Consider the following 18,581-nt stretch of genomic DNA (forward strand, 5'->3'; position numbering starts at 1 on the left):
GAGGGGCGGCTTATCCACAGATTCTGTTCGCAAGCCTGTGGATAACATTCGGGCAAACGCGCCAAGTGCTTGATGTATTTATATTCTTGCGCACTGCACGTCGGCGTGACCGTTTGCGCGGTCACGCCCTTTGCGCTGAGGAGTAAGCAGCTTCACCGCGGCTCACGCGATCACGCCGTTCACATTAAAGATAAGCGGACTTCGCCGTGCTGCGGGTCGCGGGAGCCAGCAGTTTGCTCCGCTCGACCAGGGCGCCGAACAGCAGCCCGATGGTCGTCCACATAATCACCTGCATCCCGATTGCCGCGACGCGGAACTTCCACAACAGCACTGCCGGGAAAGCCGCCGGCACTTCGTTGATCGTCGGCATCGAAAATTGCACAGCGGCAATGATCGCGACAAACACCATGCCGGCCACGATCGAGCCATTCCACGCGCCCAGCTTCAGCGCCGCGCGGCGCCGCACCTTCAGAGAGAACACCAGCGCGGCGAGCGAGATGGCGATCATCAGGAAGAACAAGCCGGTGCGCATTCCGATCGTCTCGGGGTCGCCCACCGAGGGGGGATTCGCCGGATATTTGATGTTCGGCACGATCACCAGCGCGATAAACGCGCCAAGCGCCAGCCATGCGGACAACGCGCGCGCACTCAGTGCGCCGACGCGGCCGTACGCATACGCGAACACCAGCGAGAACAGCCCGCCGAACGCTGCGCCATACGTCACCACGCCCGTCAGCAATCCGAGGCCCGCTTGCGTATCGCGGCTCACCAGTTCGGGTTCGGGTGCTTCGCCTTTGGCGGCGTCGGCCTTTTCCTCGAAGGAAATCGCCTGATCGACCTGCGGTTCGCCCACCAGTCTGGCGAAGCCGAACGTGAGCAATCCCGCGGCGATGCCTGCAAGCATCCCGCGTACCAACAATTTACCGACCATGTTCGACTCCGTTAGTGGCAGGGAAAGCCGAGCAGATGGCGGCCGTCATGCACGAATTCGTGCACATACATGCCAGGCACCAGCGAGGTGGCGCCTTCTTCCGCACCAACGAAATAAATCGCGAGCAACAGCAGCAGGCCGCCGAACACGATCCAGGGCAGCAGTTCACGCAGCGGAATCGGTGTGGGTTGGGCGACGGGCTGAGCCGCGGAATCGAAAACAGCGTGAGTCATAGTGGACATCTCCTGGGGGTAACGCGCCCCGATAGTCGATCGAAAAGGGATGCTACGAAGCTCAGGTCTGGCTTTCGGCTTGTGAATGCCGATTACAGTGGCGCGACCGCGCCGGGCTCTCACCGGCTTCCGTGCTTCGCAGTGCCGCTATTCTACGCGCTAAACTTTATGCTCCGGCAAGGCAAAGCATGCGTCTCGTCTCAGGCCGGTCTTTATGGAAATGAACTGAATGGACATACGGCTGTTACTGATCAGCCACGCATCGACCGCAGCGATGCGCGCGGCCCGCTTCCCCGCCGACGATCCGCTCGATGCACGCGGCCTCGCCGAAACAGCCGCCGCGCGGGAACGCCTGTCGATTCCGGACGACGCAGCGGTTTTCGTCAGCCCGGCCGCCTGCGCACGCGATACGGCATCGGCTCTGGGTCTTAGCGCCACGGTCCAGCAGGGACTGGCGGATGTGGACTACGGTCTATGGCATGGACGCCGCCTCGCCGATCTCGCCCTCGAAGCGCCGCAGGACCTCAGCGCGTGGACACACGATCCCGACGCTGCCGCGCATGGCGGCGAGTCCTTCAGTCAACTCGTGAAACGGGTAGGACGGTGGCTCGATACGCTAGACGATGCATCAAGCGAAGAATCGCGTAAAACGCAAAATGTGATCGCCGTCACGCACGCGCCGGTGATCCGGGCCGCCATCGTTTATGCGCTCGCGGCATCGCCCGCTGTGTTTTCGCGCATCGAAATCGCGCCGCTCTCGACAGTCGAGTTGCGACGCTCGCTGCGCGGCTGGACATGGTGGCCGGCGTCATAGTCACAGTAATGGGGCGGTCGCAACGTCCGCCGAGCGAAGTCCATCGTTCTGAATAGCCGCACGCCTCGATAAGCGCCTCAAGAACTCACCTCAACCACCAACACCAAACAACGCCGCCAACCCAGGCGCGGATGCAAAAATCCCCTTCGCATCGTGCCCGACGCCGTCGATCACAAAGGTGTGATGCCTCGCCGCCGCGTCCGGATGCCGCAACGCCATATAGCGCGCGTAAGCCAGTCCTCGTTCCAGCCGATGCGCACCTTGGGTCTGCGCCGCGCATGACCGGTCGAGCGCAGGATGCTGCGGATCGCAATCCGCGCCGCCGAGCAGCACAGTGACTTCGCGACGCGCATAGCGCGATTCGAGCGCGTCAGCAGAACCCGCGCGCCCTCTACTCGAAGCATACGCAGGCAAATCTTCGAGCCCATACTTCCAGCGATTAAACGACGGACACGCCATCGCATCGAAAGTCTCGAACTCGCCGGATGCGGTCGGCCGCATTGCATCGAAGTACACATACGACGAAGGATTCGCGACCACATAGCGCAGCGCGATCCCACGCGCGACGAGCGGCGCCTCACCCTGGGCCACCACGGCATAACGTTGCACCACCTGGCCGCCGCCGGAATGCCCGGCGATCACCACTTCGCTCAACGACGCAAACTGCTCGCGCGATGCCAGCGTCTGCAGAATGGCGTCGAGTACATCGAATGAACTGATCGGCGCCGGCCCTTCGGCGTTCTCGCCGCCCATCCAGCTAGTCCATTCCCAATGCAGCGTGGACGGTGGCAGCGCATGCGCGCTAACGTCGGCGCCGGCAAGAAACTGCGGCACGATCAGCAGCGTATCGGCAGCATCGCCACCTGCCAGCGCGCACGCGTGCTCCGCCAGATCGAAGTACGCGTCTGCATTGCGCAAACGTCCGTGAATCAGAATCACCGCACGCCTGACATCACGGGTCGGCGCAAGCCAGTCGCCGTTCGCGAACACCGGCACGGTGCCACTGCCCGCATGCGTTTCGACACTCAGATGCCGGCTGGCGACAACGGCGACCGGACGTTCATTCGGCGCGCGTTCGTCGTCTGTAATCAAAGGCTGGGTCATGCAATAAGCTCTGGTTAATTCAATGAATCCGGCAAGATGCGTCTAACGCGTGACGAACTGCGCCGCTGCGCCACCCGGTTCGCGCCCCGAGCGCGTGAAATACACCATCGCGAGCGAGACGAAACCGGCAAAAATCAGATAGAAAGCCGGCGTCAAACTGCTGCCGGTCAGATGCGTCAAGCCGGTAATCGTGAGCGGCGCCATGCCGCCGAACAGCGTCACCGCAATGTTGTACGAGAGCGCCACGCCCGCCGAACGGCTACGCACTGGAAACAGCGTCGCGAGCATGCCCGGATGCGAACCGGACATGGCGGCGAGAAACACCGTCGCGACCATCTGCGCGATGAACAGATGCCCCGGCGTCGGATTCGTCACCACGAAGTGGTAAAGCGGATACACGCACACCATCCACGCGATCACGATCGGATAGAACAGCCGGTATGCGCCATAACGATCGGCAAGCTTGCCGGACAGCGGAAACAGGAACAGATTCAGCACGCCCGAGACGAACGCGCCGAGCAGCGCCGTGGACAGCGGCAGATGCAATTGCCGCTCGACATACACCGACAGATACGAGTGCCACACATAGTTGGTCGCCGCGCCGATGATGATCACGCCCATTGCACAGATCGCCGCGTCGCCGTTGTCGCGAAAGAACTGGCGTACTGTCACGCGCGGCGGCTTGTCCTTCTGATCGAGCAGGCGCTCGAACTCCGGCGACTCGGCCACGCGATGCCGGATATAAAAGCCGAACGGTCCCGCCAGCGCGCCGAACAGAAACGGCAGACGCCAGCCCCACGCCACGAGTTGCTCGTGCGTGAGTTGCGTCGTCAGCAGATAACCGACACCGGACGAAAGCAGCAACGCGAACGCCTGCGCCGACATGTTGAAACTGCCGTAGAACATCTTCTTGTGCGGCGGCGCGTACTCGACGAGCATCGCCGAGGCCGTCGCGAACTGCCCGCCCACCGAGAGCCCTTGCAACAGGCGCGCGAACACCACCAGCAACGGCGCCGCGATGCCGATGCTGGCATAACCCGGCGTGAGGCCCATCAACAGCGTGCTCGCCGCCATCGAGATGATCAGCAGCGAGAGCGCTTTGCGCCGCCCTGCCCGGTCCGCATAGATGCCCAGCAGAATGCCGCCGATCGGCCGCACGATAAAGCCGACGGCGAACGTGGCGAGCGTCAGCATGATCGACACGAAGCCGCTACCGCCGGGAAAGAACACCTGCGCGATGATCTTGGCGAAGTAGCCGTAGATCAGAAAATCGAACCATTCAAGCCCGTTGCCGAGCACCGAGGCGAAGATCGCGCGCCGCACCATCGACGGGCTCAAGCCGTTCGATGCCTCCGTGGCGGACGCCGCACCGTCATGCTGGTTCACGCTCGCCTCGCTCATTGCTCGCACCCTTTAGTGTCGAACATCGCCGACAATGCGCAGACCGACGTCAACATACGCGCGCCGTCGTGGCCGACGCCCGGCACGATATGCAAGCTCTGTTTCAGGCCTTCCGGATGACGCGACTGGATGTACCGGTAATACGCTTCTGCACGCGCGAAGCGCTGCGGACCTTGCGCTTCAGCGGCACAGCTTTTATCGAGCGCACTTTGCTGCGGATCGTCGTCCGCGCCGCCGACCAGGTAGTCAACCCGGCGCGACGCATAAGCCGCTTCGAGTTGCGCGGGCGAGCGGTCGTCGAGATAGGGCGGCCGATTGTCCATGCCGTATTTCCACTGGTTGAAGTCAGCGCATTGCGCGGCGTCGAACGGCGCTGCCACGCCTTGCGCATTCGGCCGTTGCGCGTCGAAATACGCATACGTGGATGGGTTCGCCACCACGTAGCGTACGTCGATGCCTTCACGCGTCAGCACGTCGATGTTACGCGCCGCTACCGCATAGCGCTGGACAACCTGCGCGCCGCCTGAATGGCCTGCAATCACCACGTGCCGCAGATTCGGAAACAGCGTGCGATCCGCCAGGCGCGTCACAATCGCGTCCAGCACCGTGTATGAACTGATGGGCAACGGCGCCCGCGCCGCTTCCCCGCCCATCCACGCGTCGCCTGTCCAGCGCAGCATATCGGCCGGTTCGTCGTGCACGCGCAAGTCGAGCGTGGCGAGGAATTGCGGCGCGATCAGGAGCGTGCTGCCGGCGTCCGCATGCGCCGCCTCGCGTGCATTCTGCGCGGTGCGGAAGTACACGTCCGCATTGCGTAGCTTGCCGTGAATCACGATCACCGCACGCGTCACCTGCGGTTGCGCGACGGTCCAATCCTTCGATAGATACAGCGGAAATTCAGCTTGCCCTTGCGGCGTGTCGATCGTGAATCGGGTATCCGAGATCGTCGCCACGGGTTTCAGATGAGAGCCGTGGGGATTCGCCGGAAATGCCGGTTGCGTGAGCAATACCAGCGTCGCGGCGCCCGCTGTCACGCATCCCATCGCCAACCGTCGTGAAAGTTTGAATGTCATGCAACTTGCTCCTGATAGCCCGTGCACTGTCTTGAACGCGGCGCATCGTCAAATCCGTCGTTTAATAATGCAGAAACTCAGAACCTGTGCCGGATGCCAAGCGTCACGCCCGTCTGGTTCGGGCCGAACGCGGTATCGCTCGTCAAGCCGACTGGCGTGTATTGGCCGTTGGCATAGCGCGTGGAAGCGGCATAGGCAACGGTTGCGTACACATCGGTTCGCTTCGACAGAATATAGTCCGTCCCGAGCACGCCCATCAACGAGTTCGACACGTTGTCCGCCTTGTTGCTCTGGTAATACGCGGCGACGGTCACGCGAAACGTCGGCGCGATCAGATAGCGCACGCCGCCGAACCACAACGCCGACGACACCGTCTTGCCCTTGGTCGGGTTGAACAGATAGTGTTCGTAGCCGCCCATGATGGTTGCGTCGCCGATCTGCTCGCGCGCCGAGGCGCTCCAGTTACGCGACTTGGTCCACATGCCGGTCGAATTGATGGCGCCGTTGCGGTAGTCGTAGGCCACCGCTGCGGCAAAGCTGCCAGCATCGTAGTCAAGCGCGCCGCCATATGCCGCGCTGCTTTGGAACGAGTCGGCCGTGCCGCCGAAACTGTAATCCGCTGTCGCCGTCAATCCGCCGAAGCGGCCCACGTACTTGACCGAGTTGTTCACGCGCGCCTTGAACGAAAAACCGTCCGCGGAACCGGTGGTCGGCATCCATGTGTATTGCTGGCCGAACACCATCGGATCGTATTTGATCAACGTGTCGTACATCGCCGTGTATTGCAAACCGGCCGACAACGCACCGAATGCATCATTCGATACCCCGACCGCAGCAGTCCGATTGAATAGCACGCCGGCGGTTGCGTTGGTGCCGTCGTTGCCGTTGAAGCCCGCTTCGAGAATGAAAAACGCTTTGTTGCCGCCACCAAGGTCTTCAGTCCCACGAAAACCGAAGCGCGAATTGCTCAGTCCACCGGAATTTTCCCGGACCATGGAGCCACCGCTTGCGCCCGCATGGTTGAGGAATTCGATGTTCGTGTCGATCAAACCGTACAGCGTGACCGACGCCTGCGCATGTGCACCCGCGCTACCCACCAAGGCCAATGCGGCCACCGCACATTGTTTTTTCACTGCCGTCTCCTGTCGATGTTGTTGTATGTCGTCATGCGTTCGAGCCTGATTGCCGTGAGCAACGCGAGCCTCGGTCGATGCGATGGACGAGATCGTAGGATTGGGCGTGGTAAATGTAAAATACCTGTTTTATGCACCATCCATATCTATAAAATATGGATGGAAATAGCGTGCAGAACACGGTCAAGGAGATGGAACACGATGGAGCTTCGTCACTTGCGCTACTTCCTGGCCGTTGCCGAGGAAGGCCAATTCACGCGCGCGGCCGAGCGGCTGGCCATGCAACAGCCGCCGCTCTCGCAGCAGATTCGAACGCTGGAAGAAGAGGTCGGCTTCGAGCTGTTTGTACGTCTGCCGCGCGGCGTCACGTTGACACCTGCGGGCCAAGCCTTTGCAGAAGACGCGCAACGTTTGCTGCAAGACCTGCAGCAGTCGGTAGACAAAGCGCACCGGATTGCGCGCGGCGAGCTCGGCACGATCTCGATCGGCCTCACCAGTTCGGCGGCGTTCCATCCCTTCACGACGGAGGCGATCCGGGCCTTTCGCGCCGTGTGTCCTGAAGTCGCCGTGGAGCTTGCCGAGCTCAACGCGGCGGAGATTATCGAGCGTCTGGCCGCAGGACAGATTCAGGCCGCATTTCTCCGCAAACCGGTCGATGTACGCGAAGGCGTGGCATTCGAGTTACTGCTCGACGAACCGATGGTGGTGGTGCTGCCGGTCGGACATCCGTTGCTGAAGAGCGCGGGTAAGAGACGGCCCCAGGTGTCGTTGAAAGCGCTGGCGCAGGAGGATTTCATTCTTGTGCGCCGGCCAGGGGCGCCCGGCATGTATGCGGATATCCTCGCAGCTTGCAGACAGGCCGGGTTCGTACCACGGATTGCGCGCGAGGTGCCGCGCATGGTGTCGGGTATCAATCTGGTGGCAGCCGGGTTGGGCGTGACGCTCGTGCCGGCCTCGATGCAACGATACGACCAGGTGGGGACCGTGTATTGCACATTGACGGATCCCTCGAAGTTGAGCGCGCCGCTGCATCTTGCTTACCCTGCCGGACTGCGCAATAGCGCGGCGACCCGCTTTATCGAACTGGTGAAGGAGCGTGCTCGCGGTTGAGCGCTGCAAGTCTTCGCGGCATTCAACCGCGAAGACACATTCACGAAAAATTCAAATTCAATAGTTTGCTAACGAATATTTAGGAAATACAATAGCGGCCATGTCGAATCTCCATGCCTTGCGCCGCACCGTCAGCAGCACGCTGATCGTCGCTGCCAGAAAATGGCGGCGCACGAGTCATGGCGTGCTCGCGGCCTTCAATGTCTCCGAAGCGTGCGCCACACCGCTCCTCGCCGCCAGCCGCCTCGGCGAAGCAGTGCGGCAGGTCACGCTGGCCGATCACATCGGTATTGAAGGACCTTCGCTCGTGCGGCTGCTCGATCAACTGTGCGCGGCCGGCCTCATGCGCCGCGACGAAGACCCCGAAGACCGGCGCGCCAAGACCGTAACGCTTACCGATGAAGGCCGCGCCGTTACCGCTAGAATGGAAGAAGAGCTCGTTACGTTGCGTGCGCAAGCTTTGAAAGGTATTTCGCGCAGCGATCTCGAAGCGACCTTGCGGGTGCTGGCCGCTTTCACGGCCGAGGCAGCGCCGCCCAATGCCGGGAATTCCGAGTAACGGCCTATGGTCTATCCCTCCATCCGCGACTGGCTGTTCTCTGTCAAGACGTTTGCCGCGGCGATGATCGCGCTCTACATCGGCCTCTCGCTCGAGTTGCCGCGGCCATACTGGGCAATGGCCACCGTCTACATCGTGTCGAATCCGTTTGTCGGCGCGACCCGCTCCAAGGCGCTTTATCGCGCGCTCGGCACCGCGCTCGGCGCGTCGGCCGCGGTGCTGCTGGTGCCGCCGTTCGTCGAATCGCCGTATCTGTTCAGCGTGGTCGTCGCGTTGTGGACCGGCACGTTGCTGTATCTGGCAGTGGCTGACCGCACCGCGCGCAGCTATGTCTTCATGCTGGCGGCCTACACCATGCCGATTATCGCGTTGCCTTCGGTGACCAATCCGGGCGGCGTGTTCGATCTGGCGATCAGCCGCACCGAAGAGATCACGCTCGGCATCGTATGCGCGAGCATTGTCGGCAGTTCGCTGTTTCCCAGCCGGCTCGCACCCACCATCATCGAGCGGACCGACGCGTGGTTTCGCGACGCCGCGTTCTACGCAACCGAAACGCTGTCCGGACGCATTGCGGGCACCGCGATCTCGGGGGCCCGCCAGCGGATCGCAGCCACGATCAACGGGTTGGAACTGCTGCTGAGCCAGCTTGCCTACGACCATACCCGGCCGGACATTCTGGCCCGTGCTCACGAGTTGCGCGGGCGCATGCAACTCCTGCTGCCAATGATGTCCGCACTCGCCGATCCGCTCGTCGCCCTCTACAACAGCGGCCGGCAGACATGGCCCGAGGGGCTCGAAGCGTTGCTCGGCGACGTCATCAAATGGTTCAATGCGCCGCTTTCCCCGGCTAGCGAGGGCTATCACCCCGACCCCGCTGCCGACGCGCTACGCGCGCGCATCGCAGCCATGCAACCACTGCCGGCCGCGCTCGCGAAATGGGACGGCGCGCTGCTTTCGAACGCGCTGTGGCGTATGAAACAGGTGATCGACGTGTGGCAGGACTGCCGCTCGCTGCGCATCATCATCACGCGCGAAGAAGGCTCATGGCGGCCACGTTTTCGCCATTGGCGGCTGGGCGGCACCGAGCGGTTCTTCGACCGCGGCATCATGCTGTTCTCGACGGTTTCCGCAGGCGCAGCGGTCATCATTGCATGCAGTCTGTGGATCAGCTCGGGCTGGGCTGACGGCGCCAGTGCAGTGACGCTGGCGGCGGTCGCCTGCTGCTTCTTCGCCGCGCTCGACGAACCCGCGCCCATGGTGTTCAAGTTCTTCGTCGCCACGGCGATCAGCGTGGTGGCCGCCGGCATCTATCTGTTCGCCGTGCTGCCGCATGTGCATGATTTCCCGATGCTGGTCGTCCTGTTCGCCGCGCCGTTCATCTTTGTCGGCACGCTGATCCCGCGCCCGCAGTTCAACATGGTGACGGTGCTGGTGGCCGTCAATACAGCCACCTTCATCAGCATTCAGGATGCCTACTCGGCCGACTTCCTGATCTTCCTGAACAGCAATCTCGCCGGTCTCGCGGGCTTGCTCTACGCCTATCTGTGGACCCGTGTGACGCGCCCGTTCGGCGCTGAACTCGCGGCCTCGCGGCTGCTGCGCTCGAGCTGGGCCGACGTGGCGCTGACCGCCTCCACGCGAACGATCGAAGACCCGCGCAATCTTGCCGCACGCATGCTCGACCGCCTGATGCAGTTGATCCCGCGCCTTGCCGCGACCGACGACCATCGCCATCCGTCGATCGAAAGTTTCCGCGATCTGCGCATCGCCTTCAACGCGCTCGATCTGCGCCGCCTGACGCGCAAGCTCGGCGGCGAAGCGCCGGCCTCCATCGATCAGGTGCTCGAAGATGTGAGCCAATACTTCGAAACCTGCATCGACCGGCGCGTGCGTCAACCGGTGCCGGCGAGTCTGATGTCGTCCATCGACGCAGCCGTGGCGCACGTCACGGCACAAGGGCTCGCCAATGCCGGCGCGCCGAGCCCGACCGCGCAAACCTCGGCGCGTAGATTGCGCGAGGCGCTGCACGCGCTGGTCGGCTTGCGTCTTTCGCTGTTTCCGGCCACGCTAGTCACGCCCACGCCGCCCGAACCGGAGACCGCTGCCTGATGCGCCCGTCCCGCAATCCAATCTCTCTCCGCCAGTTCCCGCGATGATCGGTGAAATCGATATCTTCGGCGTGTTCGTGCCGGCTGTGCTCGTGCTGATGTTGATCGCCTATCTGATCAACCTGGCCATTCGCACGGTGTTCGCACGCATCGGCTTCTACCGCTTCGTCTGGCACCGTTCCATCTTCGATCTCGGCATCTATGTGCTGGTGCTGGGCCTTGTCGTCGTCGTTTCGCACAGACTAATAACGTGAAAAAAACCTGGTTCTCCGTCGGTCAAATTCTGCTGACCCTGGTCGTCGTCGTGGTTGCAGCCTTCGTGCTGTGGAAACTGGTCGCGTATTACATGTTCGCGCCGTGGACTCGCGACGGACACGTGCGCGCCGATGTGATCCAGGTGGCGCCGGATATCTCGGGGCTGATTTCATCGGTCGAGGTGGTGGACAACCAGCAGGTCAAGCAAGGCCAGGTGCTGTTCGTGATCGATCAGGCCCGCTATGCACTCGCGTTGCGCCAGGCGGAGGCCACCGCGCTGCAGCGGCGCGCCACGCTCGATCAGGCGCGCCGCGAAGACGCGCGTAACCGTCAGCTCGGCAACCTCGTCGCGGCGGAAGTCGCCGAAGAAAGCCGCTCGCGCGTCGAAACGGCAGAGGCCGCGCTCGCCGACGCGAACGTCGCAATCGATACCGCCAAGCTGAATCTGCAACGCACGACCATCGTGAGCCCGGTCGACGGTTATCTGAACGACCGCGCGCCGCGTACCGGCGAATTCGTCTCCGCGGGCCGCGCAGTGGTGGCGGTGGTGGATATGCATTCGTTCCGCGTCGACGGTTATTTCGAAGAGACCAAGATGCGCGGCATCGACATCGGCCAGGCGGTCGATATCCAGGTGATGGGCGAGCCGAACGTGCTGCGCGGGCACGTGCAAAGCATCGTCGCGGGGATTGAAGATCGCGACCGCACGCAAGGGTCGAATCTGCTGCCGAACGTGAACCCGGCGTTCAGCTGGGTGCGGCTCGCGCAACGGATTCCGGTGCGGGTCGCACTCGACGAAGTCCCGGCCGACTTCCGCATGATCGCCGGACGCACCGCGACAGTGTCGGTGCGCGATCTGTCGCCGAACGGCAAGAAGCATCCGGCTGCCGGTGCGTCGGGTGTTGTGGATGCGTCAGCGGCTTCGACGGCGGCTACGGCCTCGGCTACATCCGCTGTTCCGGCTGCCTCGGCTGCTTCTGCCAGGCAACCGGCGTCGGCTGCGGTTATTTCGGGCGCCTCGCAATGAAGCTGTCGCGCGCCCTGCCCTTATTGCCGCTGTTACCTTTAGCCGTCGCGCTCAACGGTTGCATGAACGTCGGTCCCAACTACTCGCTGCCGAAGCAGGCGCTGATCAACGCACCGCTTGCCAATGCACCGATCGAAGGCGCCGATGCCAAACTGACCACGCGGCAGAACGTGCCCGAGGTCTGGTGGAAACTCTACGACGATCCCGTGCTGAACAGCCTCGTCGACGAAGCGCTGCAATCGAATACCGACTTGCGCGTCGCAGCGGCGAACCTCGCGCGTTCGCGCGAAGCGCTGGGTGTTGCGCAGGCGCAAGGCGGGTTCTCCGGCAAGACCTCAGCGCTTATCGAACGGGCGCAGGAATCGGCCGAGCAGTACCTGCTTACCGAGAAACTGCCGGTCGTCAATGAAGGCGACATCGGTATCAGCATCTCGTACGAAATCGATCTGTTCGGCAAGCTGCGGCGTGGTGTCGAAGCGGCGGCGGCCGATACGGAATCCGTCCAGGCAGCCGGCGATCTCGCGCGGATCACCGTGGTTGCAGACGTAGTACGCTCGTATGTCGACCAATGCTCGGCCGCCGAGGAACTCAGGATCGCGCAGCAGTCACTGGCATTGCAGAAACAGCGGGTGGACGTGTCGCGCCGTTTGCGTGACGCGGGTCGTGGCAATCAGCCTGACGTGACGCGCGGGCAAACTCAGGTCGACACCCTGGCAGCGGATATTCCGCGCTACACGGCGCGTCGACAGATCGCTCAATACCGGCTCGCGGCGCTGCTCGCCCGTGCACCGTCCGATTTGCCGCCCGCGGTTCTGGCGTGCAGCAAGCTGCCGCAGATCCGTCAACCGATTCCGGTCGGCGACGGCGCTGCGCTGCTCAAACGCCGCCCGGACGTGCGCGAAGCCGAGCGTCAACTGGCGGCTTCGACGGCGCGAATCGGCGTGGCAACGGGCGCGTTGTATCCGACGGTGAGCATCGGTGCATCGGCGGGCTTGACGGGGGTCCTGGAAGACCTTGGCACGTCGCCGACGGCGCGCTGGGGCTTCGGTCCGCTAATCAGTTGGACCTTCCCCACCAATGGCGCGCGAGGCCGTGTGCGCGAGGCTGAAGCGTCGAGCAACGTGGCGCTCGCGAAATTCGACGGCGTGGTGTTGACCGCGTTGCGCGAAACCGAAACCAGCCTCGCGACCTATGCGTCCGACTATGCCCGCGCCGATGCTTTGCGTGCCGCGTTGAAGTCAGCCAGCGAATCGGCGGATGAAACGCATCGGCTGTACCGCGCCGGACGCGAGTCGTTCATTTCGGATCTGGACGCGACCCGCACGCTGACATCGACGAAATCTCAAGTCGCGGCCGCGGAAGGCCAGGTGGCAATCGATCAGGTCAATCTGTTCCTCGCACTTGGCGGTGGATGGGAGACGGATGCGCAGACGGCGCCGGCAGCGGCGTTGCCTAACGCTACGACTTCTGCTGCTACCGCACCGGCTAAAGCGATGCCGACGGCGGCGGCCAAAGCGCCCTAAACCTCGTCGCTTCGCCTCATCCGGGTAAATCGCTATTATTGACAAGCTTTCTTTTGCCTTTCAATTCAGGTTAAATACGAGCCTCAACACCACACGTTACGGGGTCACGTATGTCGCAATTCATGCAAGGCGCAGCCACACTGGGCGGCTGTATCGGCGTTTTTACGGTAGTTGTCGCGGTTGTGGAGATGCTGGCGAACTGAGCCCGGTGGGCCGTCACAAGCTCCTCGTCACTGGCTCATGACTGGCGAGTGATCGGCTTACGCAGGTTCCCGCACCTGCCGCAGCGTTGTCGGCCCTAAGCGGGCCGACGTTTCGCGGCCGCCAGATGAATCGCGGCCCGAACCCTCGGATACGTGCCGCAACGGCACACGATGTTGGACATCGCCGCGTCGATGTCGGCATCGGTGGGATTGGGTTTCTGCTTGAGCAGCGCGCAGGCGGCCATCAGTTGCGCGCTCTGGCAATAACCGCACTGCACCACGTCCAGATCGATCCATGCCGCTTTCAGCGCTTGCGCTTCGGCACCCTGCACGCCTTCGATGGTCGTGATCTTCTGTGCGTGCAAGCTCGACATAAGCGTCTGGCAGGCGAGACCCGCCTTGCCGTCCAGATGAATCGTGCACGCGCCGCAAATGCCCACGCCGCAGCCGAACTTGGTGCCGGTCATGCCGAGGTCGCAGCGCAACACCCACAGAAGCGGCATGTCCGGTTCGGCTTGCACGGCCACTGCCCGGCCGTTGATGTTCAGCGATCCCATGTTCTTCTCCGTCAATCCGGCGCGTTTCACGCGAGCCTCAACGGCAACGCGCGCAAGCGCTGTCCAGTCAGCGCAAACACTGCGTTGGCCACCGCCGGCGCGACCGGCGGCACACCCACTTCGCCGACGCCCTGCGGGTGCATCTGGCTCGGCATGATGTCGGTTTCGATCAGCGGACAATCGTTCATCCGCACGACGGGGAAATCGACGAAATTCTTCTGTGTCACCTGCCCGCCGGTGATGGTGATTTCGTCCTGCAATGCTGTCGAGAGGCCAAACACGATGCCGCTCTCCATCTGCTGACGAATCAGGTTGGGATTCACCGGCAGTCCACAGTCGATCACGCAGACCACGCGATGCACGCGGATCTGTTTGCCGGCGCCAACCGATACCTCCACCACCTGCGCGACGACACTGCCGAACGCCTCGTGCAGCGCGACGCCGCGTGCCCGCTTTGTGCCGTCTGCGGCACGCGCTATGGGATGCGCCCAATCCGACAAGGCCGCCACGCGCTTCAACACCGCCAGATGACGCGGATGCTGCGCGAGCAGCGCCGCGCGAAACGCAATCGGGTCCTGACCGGCGGCTACGGCGAGTTCGTCGGTAAAACCCTCCGTGAAAAACGCTTGATGCGAATGCCCGACCGACCGCCAGAACCCAACCGGCACCGGCAACTCGACGATCTTGTGCGCCACGCGCGCGGCGGGCCATTCGTAGGGCTGATCGAACGCGCCTTCGCAGGTCGTTTTGTCGATGGGAATGCGCGGCACACCGTAGTAACGCGCTAGCGCTTCCGGCACGATCGCCTGACTCGCTGAAGTGGCGTGCCACGCGACCAGTTGATTGTCTTTGTCGAAACCGGCCTTCAGTCGCGACACGCACGCCGGACGATAGAAATCGTGAGTAAAGTCCTGCGCCCGCGACCAGATTGTTTGCACCGGACGGCCGCCGCCCTCGCGCGCAATCGCCGCAGCCTGCGCGATGAAATCGAGCTCGAGACGGCGCCCGAAAGCACCGCCGAGCAGTTGTGCCTGCACGTCGACCTTGCCGGCATCGATGTTCAACACTTTCGCGACGTGCAGCCGCGCGAGAGCCGGCATCTGCGTGGAGACCCAAACGGTGGCCGCGCCGTCAGCGACCTGCACCGTGCAGTTCACCGGCTCGACCGCGCCATGCGCGAGATACGGCGCGTGGTACTCGGCGGTAAGGGTTCGCGCCGCGCGGCTCAATGCGGCGTCGACGTCGCCGCGATGGTAATAGGCGTGGCCGTCGCTGTCGTCCAGTGCTTGCGCGAGCTGGGCGTCCACACTCGCGCTCGACAGCGCGGCTGCGGGGCCGTCGTTCCATGTCACGTTGATCGCGCTGACCGCGTTCATCGCGCGGAAGGGATTGTCCGCGATGACCGCGACGGCGCCGCTGCCGCCAGCGTAGGGTTTCAGCGAAAACGCCTTGATGAAGCCGGGCATGTTCCTGGCAGGCGAGGCGTCGAAATGCGCCACGGTACCGCCTAAGATGGGGCACATCACCACGCTTGCGTAGATGAGTCCGTCGGGTAGCGCGTCAATGCCGAAGCGCGCCGTGCCGTTGATTTTCGACGCGGCTTCGATGCGTCGCATCGGTTTGCCGATCAGTTTGAAGTCCGCGGGATCTTTCAGCGCAACCTTGCGCGGCAGCGGTTGCTGCGCGGCCATCGTGGACAGTTCGCCGAAGCTCGCCTTGTGGCCCGAAGCGTGCAGTACGTAGCCGCCTTCCGTGCGGCATTCGCTGGACGGCACCTTCCATTGCGCCGCCGCCGCGCCGATCAGCATCGCGCGCGCCGAGGCGCCGGCTTCGCGCATCGGTGTCCATAGATCGTTGATGCTCGATGAACCGCCCGTCATCATCGTGCCGGCGTCGCGCACCAGCTTGCGGGTCATCCAGACCGTGGCGTGCTTCACGGTGCTGTCGTCGTCGGGACGAAACGGCAGATCGTCGACGACGTTCTGCACGCTGTTGTAGATCTTGTCGATCGGCGAGTTTTCCACGCGAACCTGCGACCAGTCGGCGTCGAGTTCTTCGGCCAGCAGCATGGCGAGACCGGTGTGGATCCCCTGCCCCATTTCCGCTTTGCACATCACGATCGTCACGGTGTTGTCCGCGGCGATTTTGACCCAGCCGTTGAGCGCGGCCTGGTTGCCTTCAGCCGGCAGCGGCGTAGCGGGAGTCAGACGCTGCCCCGGCGGCAGCACCGACCAGCCGACCAGCAGCGCACCGAGCGCGCCGGCGCCGCCTAGCAGGAAGGTTCTGCGCTTTAACATCGTATGGCTCGATCAGCTTGCACGGTGGCGGTGACGTTGGAACGGCGTGGGCACCGCCGGGGTTAGTACATCAGAACAGTAGTAAGACGTGCGAGTGAGTGTGCGACTTAAATTCGGATGTTTAAGTCATTCGGTGCCGCAGGTACGGACGAGAGCGGTGGAAGCTACAAACGCAGGGCACAAACCGCGTGTTGTTTCATTAAACGTCATTTGTCACGCGGCGACACGCTGCAATGCAACTTCGCCAATCTGCGCATGGGCAAGACACGGCGTATTCCGCCGACGGCGACATAGTTGATCGACCGCAAATGGAGTCCATACACGCCCCTCACACCCCATACATCCGGGATATAAACAACGGCTTCCCGGCTAAGCCGGCTTTCCATTCATACAAATTTTTGTATAATCCAATATGATCGATGCGAAACCATTGAGGTTTTGCGGTAGCGCACTGGACGACTTGCGCGAATTCCCGCTCCCGGCTCGGCGTGACGCAGGCCATCAACTCGATCAAGTGCAGCGCGGTCGAAATCCCGACGATTGGAAACCAGTGAACACGATAGGCCCAGGGGTGCGGGAAATCCGGATTCGAGATGTGAACGGCGCATTCCGGATCATCTACCTGGCCAAATTCGCCGACGCGGTTTATGTGCTTCATTGCTTCCAGAAAAAGACGCAGAAGACCAGCAAAACTGATCTTGATCTAGCCACCGCGCGCTACCGTGAATTGAAAGAGGTTAAGCCATGAGCAACCAAACATTTTCCAGCGTCTGGGACGCAATCGAAGATACGCCAGAACAGGCGCAAAACATGAAGCTTCGATCGGTCCTGATGATCGCGCTCAAAGACCATATCACCCGTGCCGGAATGAGTCAGGCAGAAGCTGCCAGGCATTTCAGCGTCACCCAGCCGCGCGTGTCTGACCTCATGCGTGGCAAGATCAACCTGTTCGCGCTCGATGCATTGGTCAATATGGCGGCAGCGGCGAATATGCGTATCGAGATGCGCGTGTCGGACACACCCGCGAAGCGCGGTGCCGGCGTCGCGAGCGTCAAGACGGCAGCACGCAAGAAGCCGACACTACCGGCCAAAGATCCGGTGGCGGCAAAGAAGGCCGCAGCTAAGGCACCAGCCCGACGCAGTAAGAAAGACGGCGCAGCTATCGCGCATCCTCGCTGACCAGTGACTCATCGGGGCAGGCGCTAGAGCCTGAACATTGTCTTGTCCGTCAAGGCCGCATGTTTGTCACTAGATACCCAAGTACTAAATACAACCCAACGCCCCCAAATTCACCTGCCCTCCCGAATCATCTCAATCAACGCCCGCAACCCTGCCGGCACATGGCGCCGCCCAGGATAGTAAAGACACAATCCATCAAACGCCGGCGTCCAATCTTCCAGCACTCGCTGCAGCGTGCCCGCTTCCAGATCCGCCGCCACATTCCATTCGGTCATGTACGCCAGCCCGAAGCCCTCGCGGACCGCCTCCATGATGAGCAGCGGCTCGTCGAGCGTCAGCATGCCCTGCACATCCACGCTGATTGCCTGACCGCGCCGCTCGAACTCCCAGTGATAAATACGCCCGCTCGGCAAGCGCATGCGGATACAGCGGTGTGCACGCAGATCGTCCGGCTTGCGCGGCTTCGGATTTTCGGCGAAATAGGCGGGACTCCCAACGACTGCAAAACGCTGCGGCAGGTTGAACGGCACCGCGATCATGTCTTGCGGCACAATCTCAGCCAACCGAATGCCGGCATCGAAGCCCTCCACCACGATGTCGATCATGCGCCCCTCGGTGACGAGATCCAGCTTCATCTCCGGATAACGCCTAAGGTATTCCAGCAGTACAGGCATCACTTGCCGCGCCGCGCCCGTCGATGTATTGATGCGCAGCGTGCCCGCCGGCGTGTCGCGAAAGCTGCCGGCCTGCTCGATGGCCACGCGGATGGTCGACAACGCCGGCGCCACACTGTCGACGAATTGCGCGCCCGCTTCGGACAACGACACGCTGCGCGTGGTCCGATTAAAGAGCCGCACGCCGATGCGCGCCTCCAACGCCGCAATCGCATGGCTCAGCGCCGAAGTCGACACGCCAAGCTCCGTCGCCGCTGCGCGGAAACTGCGATGGCGCGCCACCGCAAGCACGCCTTCCAGTTCGCTCAAACCAGGCGTCTTCATTATCCCATCCTGCTCAACGAATCATCCTTGATTATATGGCTAGTCGGCTTAATCCATTGGACCTATCTTTGAGGCA

The 18,581-nt window shown here is 62.6% G+C and carries 17 protein-coding genes, 1 pseudogene and 1 riboswitch; of the genes and pseudogenes, 9 read left to right on the forward strand and 9 right to left on the reverse strand.

The features are described 5' to 3' along the window. Nucleotides 1–184: 184 nt before the first annotated feature. Together ACOSV0_RS35320 and ACOSV0_RS35325 are read right to left on the reverse strand one after the other, a co-directional pair. Nucleotides 185–931 (reverse strand): CbtA family protein, encoded by a 747-nt coding sequence (locus tag ACOSV0_RS35320; protein ID WP_434112533.1) that lies wholly within the window; start codon nucleotides 929–931, stop codon nucleotides 185–187. An 11-nt stretch (nucleotides 932–942) separates the two neighbouring features. Beyond that, entirely contained in the window at nucleotides 943–1,164 is a 222-nt protein-coding gene (locus ACOSV0_RS35325; protein ID WP_434112534.1) for a CbtB domain-containing protein, read from the reverse strand. A 52-nt stretch (nucleotides 1,165–1,216) separates the two neighbouring features. Further along, a riboswitch (adenosylcobalamin (AdoCbl) riboswitch) is annotated at nucleotides 1,217–1,306 on the reverse strand. Nucleotides 1,307–1,393: 87 nt separating this feature from the next. Here ACOSV0_RS35325 and ACOSV0_RS35330 point away from each other — a divergent pair. Further along, entirely contained in the window at nucleotides 1,394–1,978 is a 585-nt protein-coding gene (locus ACOSV0_RS35330; RefSeq protein ID WP_434112536.1) for a histidine phosphatase family protein, read from the forward strand. Between the two features lie 90 nt (nucleotides 1,979–2,068). Here ACOSV0_RS35330 and ACOSV0_RS35335 read toward each other — a convergent pair whose 3' ends face one another. The 4 genes from ACOSV0_RS35335 to ACOSV0_RS35350 all read right to left on the reverse strand — a co-directional run bounded on the left by ACOSV0_RS35335 (nucleotide 2,069) and on the right by ACOSV0_RS35350 (nucleotide 6,689). After that, a complete protein-coding gene (locus tag ACOSV0_RS35335; protein WP_434112537.1) occupies nucleotides 2,069–3,082 on the reverse strand; it encodes an alpha/beta hydrolase in 1,014 nt (337 codons plus the stop codon). A gap of 42 nt (nucleotides 3,083–3,124) precedes the next feature. Then, on the reverse strand, nucleotides 3,125–4,483 hold the full coding sequence (locus ACOSV0_RS35340; protein ID WP_434112539.1) for an MFS transporter: 1,359 nt from the start codon (nucleotides 4,481–4,483) through the stop codon (nucleotides 3,125–3,127). After that, a complete protein-coding gene (locus ACOSV0_RS35345; RefSeq protein WP_434112541.1) occupies nucleotides 4,480–5,556 on the reverse strand; it encodes an alpha/beta hydrolase in 1,077 nt (358 codons plus the stop codon). The genes ACOSV0_RS35340 and ACOSV0_RS35345 overlap by 4 nt, the downstream gene beginning before the upstream one ends. 77 nt (nucleotides 5,557–5,633) lie before the next feature. Further along, complete coding sequence (locus ACOSV0_RS35350) at nucleotides 5,634–6,689, reverse strand: porin (protein WP_434112543.1); 1,056 nt, start codon at nucleotides 6,687–6,689, stop codon at nucleotides 5,634–5,636. Between the two features lie 201 nt (nucleotides 6,690–6,890). Between ACOSV0_RS35350 and ACOSV0_RS35355 the strand changes: the two genes are divergently transcribed. From ACOSV0_RS35355 to ACOSV0_RS35380, 6 genes are all read left to right on the forward strand, one after another. Beyond that, nucleotides 6,891–7,799 carry a LysR family transcriptional regulator gene (locus tag ACOSV0_RS35355; RefSeq protein ID WP_434112545.1) on the forward strand — a complete coding sequence of 303 codons (909 nt, stop codon included), beginning with the start codon at nucleotides 6,891–6,893 and terminating at the stop codon, nucleotides 7,797–7,799. Nucleotides 7,800–7,899: 100 nt separating this feature from the next. Next, entirely contained in the window at nucleotides 7,900–8,358 is a 459-nt protein-coding gene (locus tag ACOSV0_RS35360) for a MarR family winged helix-turn-helix transcriptional regulator (RefSeq protein ID WP_434112546.1), read from the forward strand. 6 nt (nucleotides 8,359–8,364) lie between these two features. After that, nucleotides 8,365–10,467, forward strand: a complete 2,103-nt coding sequence (locus tag ACOSV0_RS35365; protein WP_434112548.1) for an FUSC family protein — start codon at nucleotides 8,365–8,367, stop codon at nucleotides 10,465–10,467. A gap of 43 nt (nucleotides 10,468–10,510) precedes the next feature. Beyond that, nucleotides 10,511–10,720, forward strand: a complete 210-nt coding sequence (locus ACOSV0_RS35370; protein ID WP_434112550.1) for a DUF1656 domain-containing protein — start codon at nucleotides 10,511–10,513, stop codon at nucleotides 10,718–10,720. Then, the gene (locus ACOSV0_RS35375; RefSeq protein WP_434112552.1) at nucleotides 10,717–11,748 is read left to right on the forward strand and encodes an efflux RND transporter periplasmic adaptor subunit; all 1,032 of its coding nucleotides are present in this window, start codon (nucleotides 10,717–10,719) and stop codon (nucleotides 11,746–11,748) included. Before ACOSV0_RS35370 ends, ACOSV0_RS35375 begins: the two co-directional genes overlap by 4 nt. Beyond that, entirely contained in the window at nucleotides 11,745–13,271 is a 1,527-nt protein-coding gene (locus ACOSV0_RS35380; protein ID WP_434112553.1) for an efflux transporter outer membrane subunit, read from the forward strand. Before ACOSV0_RS35375 ends, ACOSV0_RS35380 begins: the two co-directional genes overlap by 4 nt. A 298-nt stretch (nucleotides 13,272–13,569) precedes the next feature. Here the strand turns inward: ACOSV0_RS35380 and ACOSV0_RS35385 are convergent, their stop codons facing one another. Then, nucleotides 13,570–14,031 carry a (2Fe-2S)-binding protein gene (locus tag ACOSV0_RS35385; RefSeq protein ID WP_434112554.1) on the reverse strand — a complete coding sequence of 154 codons (462 nt, stop codon included), beginning with the start codon at nucleotides 14,029–14,031 and terminating at the stop codon, nucleotides 13,570–13,572. A 26-nt stretch (nucleotides 14,032–14,057) separates the two neighbouring features. Continuing rightward, on the reverse strand, nucleotides 14,058–16,328 hold the full coding sequence (locus ACOSV0_RS35390) for a molybdopterin cofactor-binding domain-containing protein (RefSeq protein ID WP_434112556.1): 2,271 nt from the start codon (nucleotides 16,326–16,328) through the stop codon (nucleotides 14,058–14,060). Nucleotides 16,329–16,740: 412 nt separating this feature from the next. On the opposite strand from ACOSV0_RS35390, the gene ACOSV0_RS35395 reads away from it, so the two are divergent. Together ACOSV0_RS35395 and ACOSV0_RS35400 are read left to right on the forward strand one after the other, a co-directional pair. Beyond that, nucleotides 16,741–17,076 (forward strand): type II toxin-antitoxin system RelE/ParE family toxin, encoded by a 336-nt coding sequence (locus ACOSV0_RS35395; RefSeq protein WP_434112558.1) that lies wholly within the window; start codon nucleotides 16,741–16,743, stop codon nucleotides 17,074–17,076. Then, nucleotides 17,073–17,345 (forward strand): annotated as a pseudogene (locus ACOSV0_RS35400) (helix-turn-helix domain-containing protein); the annotation flags it as partial. The gene ACOSV0_RS35395 and the pseudogene ACOSV0_RS35400, both read left to right, overlap by 4 nt. A 272-nt stretch (nucleotides 17,346–17,617) precedes the next feature. Here ACOSV0_RS35400 and ACOSV0_RS35405 read toward each other — a convergent pair. Beyond that, nucleotides 17,618–18,505: a LysR family transcriptional regulator gene (locus tag ACOSV0_RS35405; RefSeq protein ID WP_434112560.1), complete on the reverse strand. Its 888-nt coding sequence runs from the start codon at nucleotides 18,503–18,505 to the stop codon at nucleotides 17,618–17,620. Nucleotides 18,506–18,581 lie beyond the last annotated feature (76 nt).

Origin of the sequence: Paraburkholderia caffeinilytica, assembly GCF_051027425.1 — a bacterium.
GTDB classification, from domain to species: Bacteria; Pseudomonadota; Gammaproteobacteria; order Burkholderiales; family Burkholderiaceae; genus Paraburkholderia; species Paraburkholderia caffeinilytica_A.

Bases quoted from the DNA above. Each gene is read 5' to 3' on its own strand.
- ACOSV0_RS35345 (WP_434112541.1), bottom strand. From the start codon at position 5,556: ATGACATTCAAACTTTCACGACGGTTGGCGATGGGATGCGTGACAGCG.
- ACOSV0_RS35360 (WP_434112546.1), top strand. From the start codon at position 7,900: ATGTCGAATCTCCATGCCTTGCGCCGCACCGTCAGCAGCACGCTGATC.
- ACOSV0_RS35395 (WP_434112558.1), top strand. From the start codon at position 16,741: ATGATCGATGCGAAACCATTGAGGTTTTGCGGTAGCGCACTGGACGAC.
- ACOSV0_RS35390 (WP_434112556.1), bottom strand. From the start codon at position 16,328: ATGTTAAAGCGCAGAACCTTCCTGCTAGGCGGCGCCGGCGCGCTCGGT.
- ACOSV0_RS35365 (WP_434112548.1), top strand. From the start codon at position 8,365: ATGGTCTATCCCTCCATCCGCGACTGGCTGTTCTCTGTCAAGACGTTT.
- ACOSV0_RS35380 (WP_434112553.1), top strand. From the start codon at position 11,745: ATGAAGCTGTCGCGCGCCCTGCCCTTATTGCCGCTGTTACCTTTAGCC.
- ACOSV0_RS35370 (WP_434112550.1), top strand. From the start codon at position 10,511: ATGATCGGTGAAATCGATATCTTCGGCGTGTTCGTGCCGGCTGTGCTC.
- ACOSV0_RS35325 (WP_434112534.1), bottom strand. From the start codon at position 1,164: ATGACTCACGCTGTTTTCGATTCCGCGGCTCAGCCCGTCGCCCAACCC.
- ACOSV0_RS35320 (WP_434112533.1), bottom strand. From the start codon at position 931: ATGGTCGGTAAATTGTTGGTACGCGGGATGCTTGCAGGCATCGCCGCG.
- ACOSV0_RS35405 (WP_434112560.1), bottom strand. From the start codon at position 18,505: ATGAAGACGCCTGGTTTGAGCGAACTGGAAGGCGTGCTTGCGGTGGCG.
- ACOSV0_RS35335 (WP_434112537.1), bottom strand. From the start codon at position 3,082: ATGACCCAGCCTTTGATTACAGACGACGAACGCGCGCCGAATGAACGT.
- ACOSV0_RS35385 (WP_434112554.1), bottom strand. From the start codon at position 14,031: ATGGGATCGCTGAACATCAACGGCCGGGCAGTGGCCGTGCAAGCCGAA.
- ACOSV0_RS35330 (WP_434112536.1), top strand. From the start codon at position 1,394: ATGGACATACGGCTGTTACTGATCAGCCACGCATCGACCGCAGCGATG.
- ACOSV0_RS35355 (WP_434112545.1), top strand. From the start codon at position 6,891: ATGGAGCTTCGTCACTTGCGCTACTTCCTGGCCGTTGCCGAGGAAGGC.
- ACOSV0_RS35340 (WP_434112539.1), bottom strand. From the start codon at position 4,483: ATGAGCGAGGCGAGCGTGAACCAGCATGACGGTGCGGCGTCCGCCACG.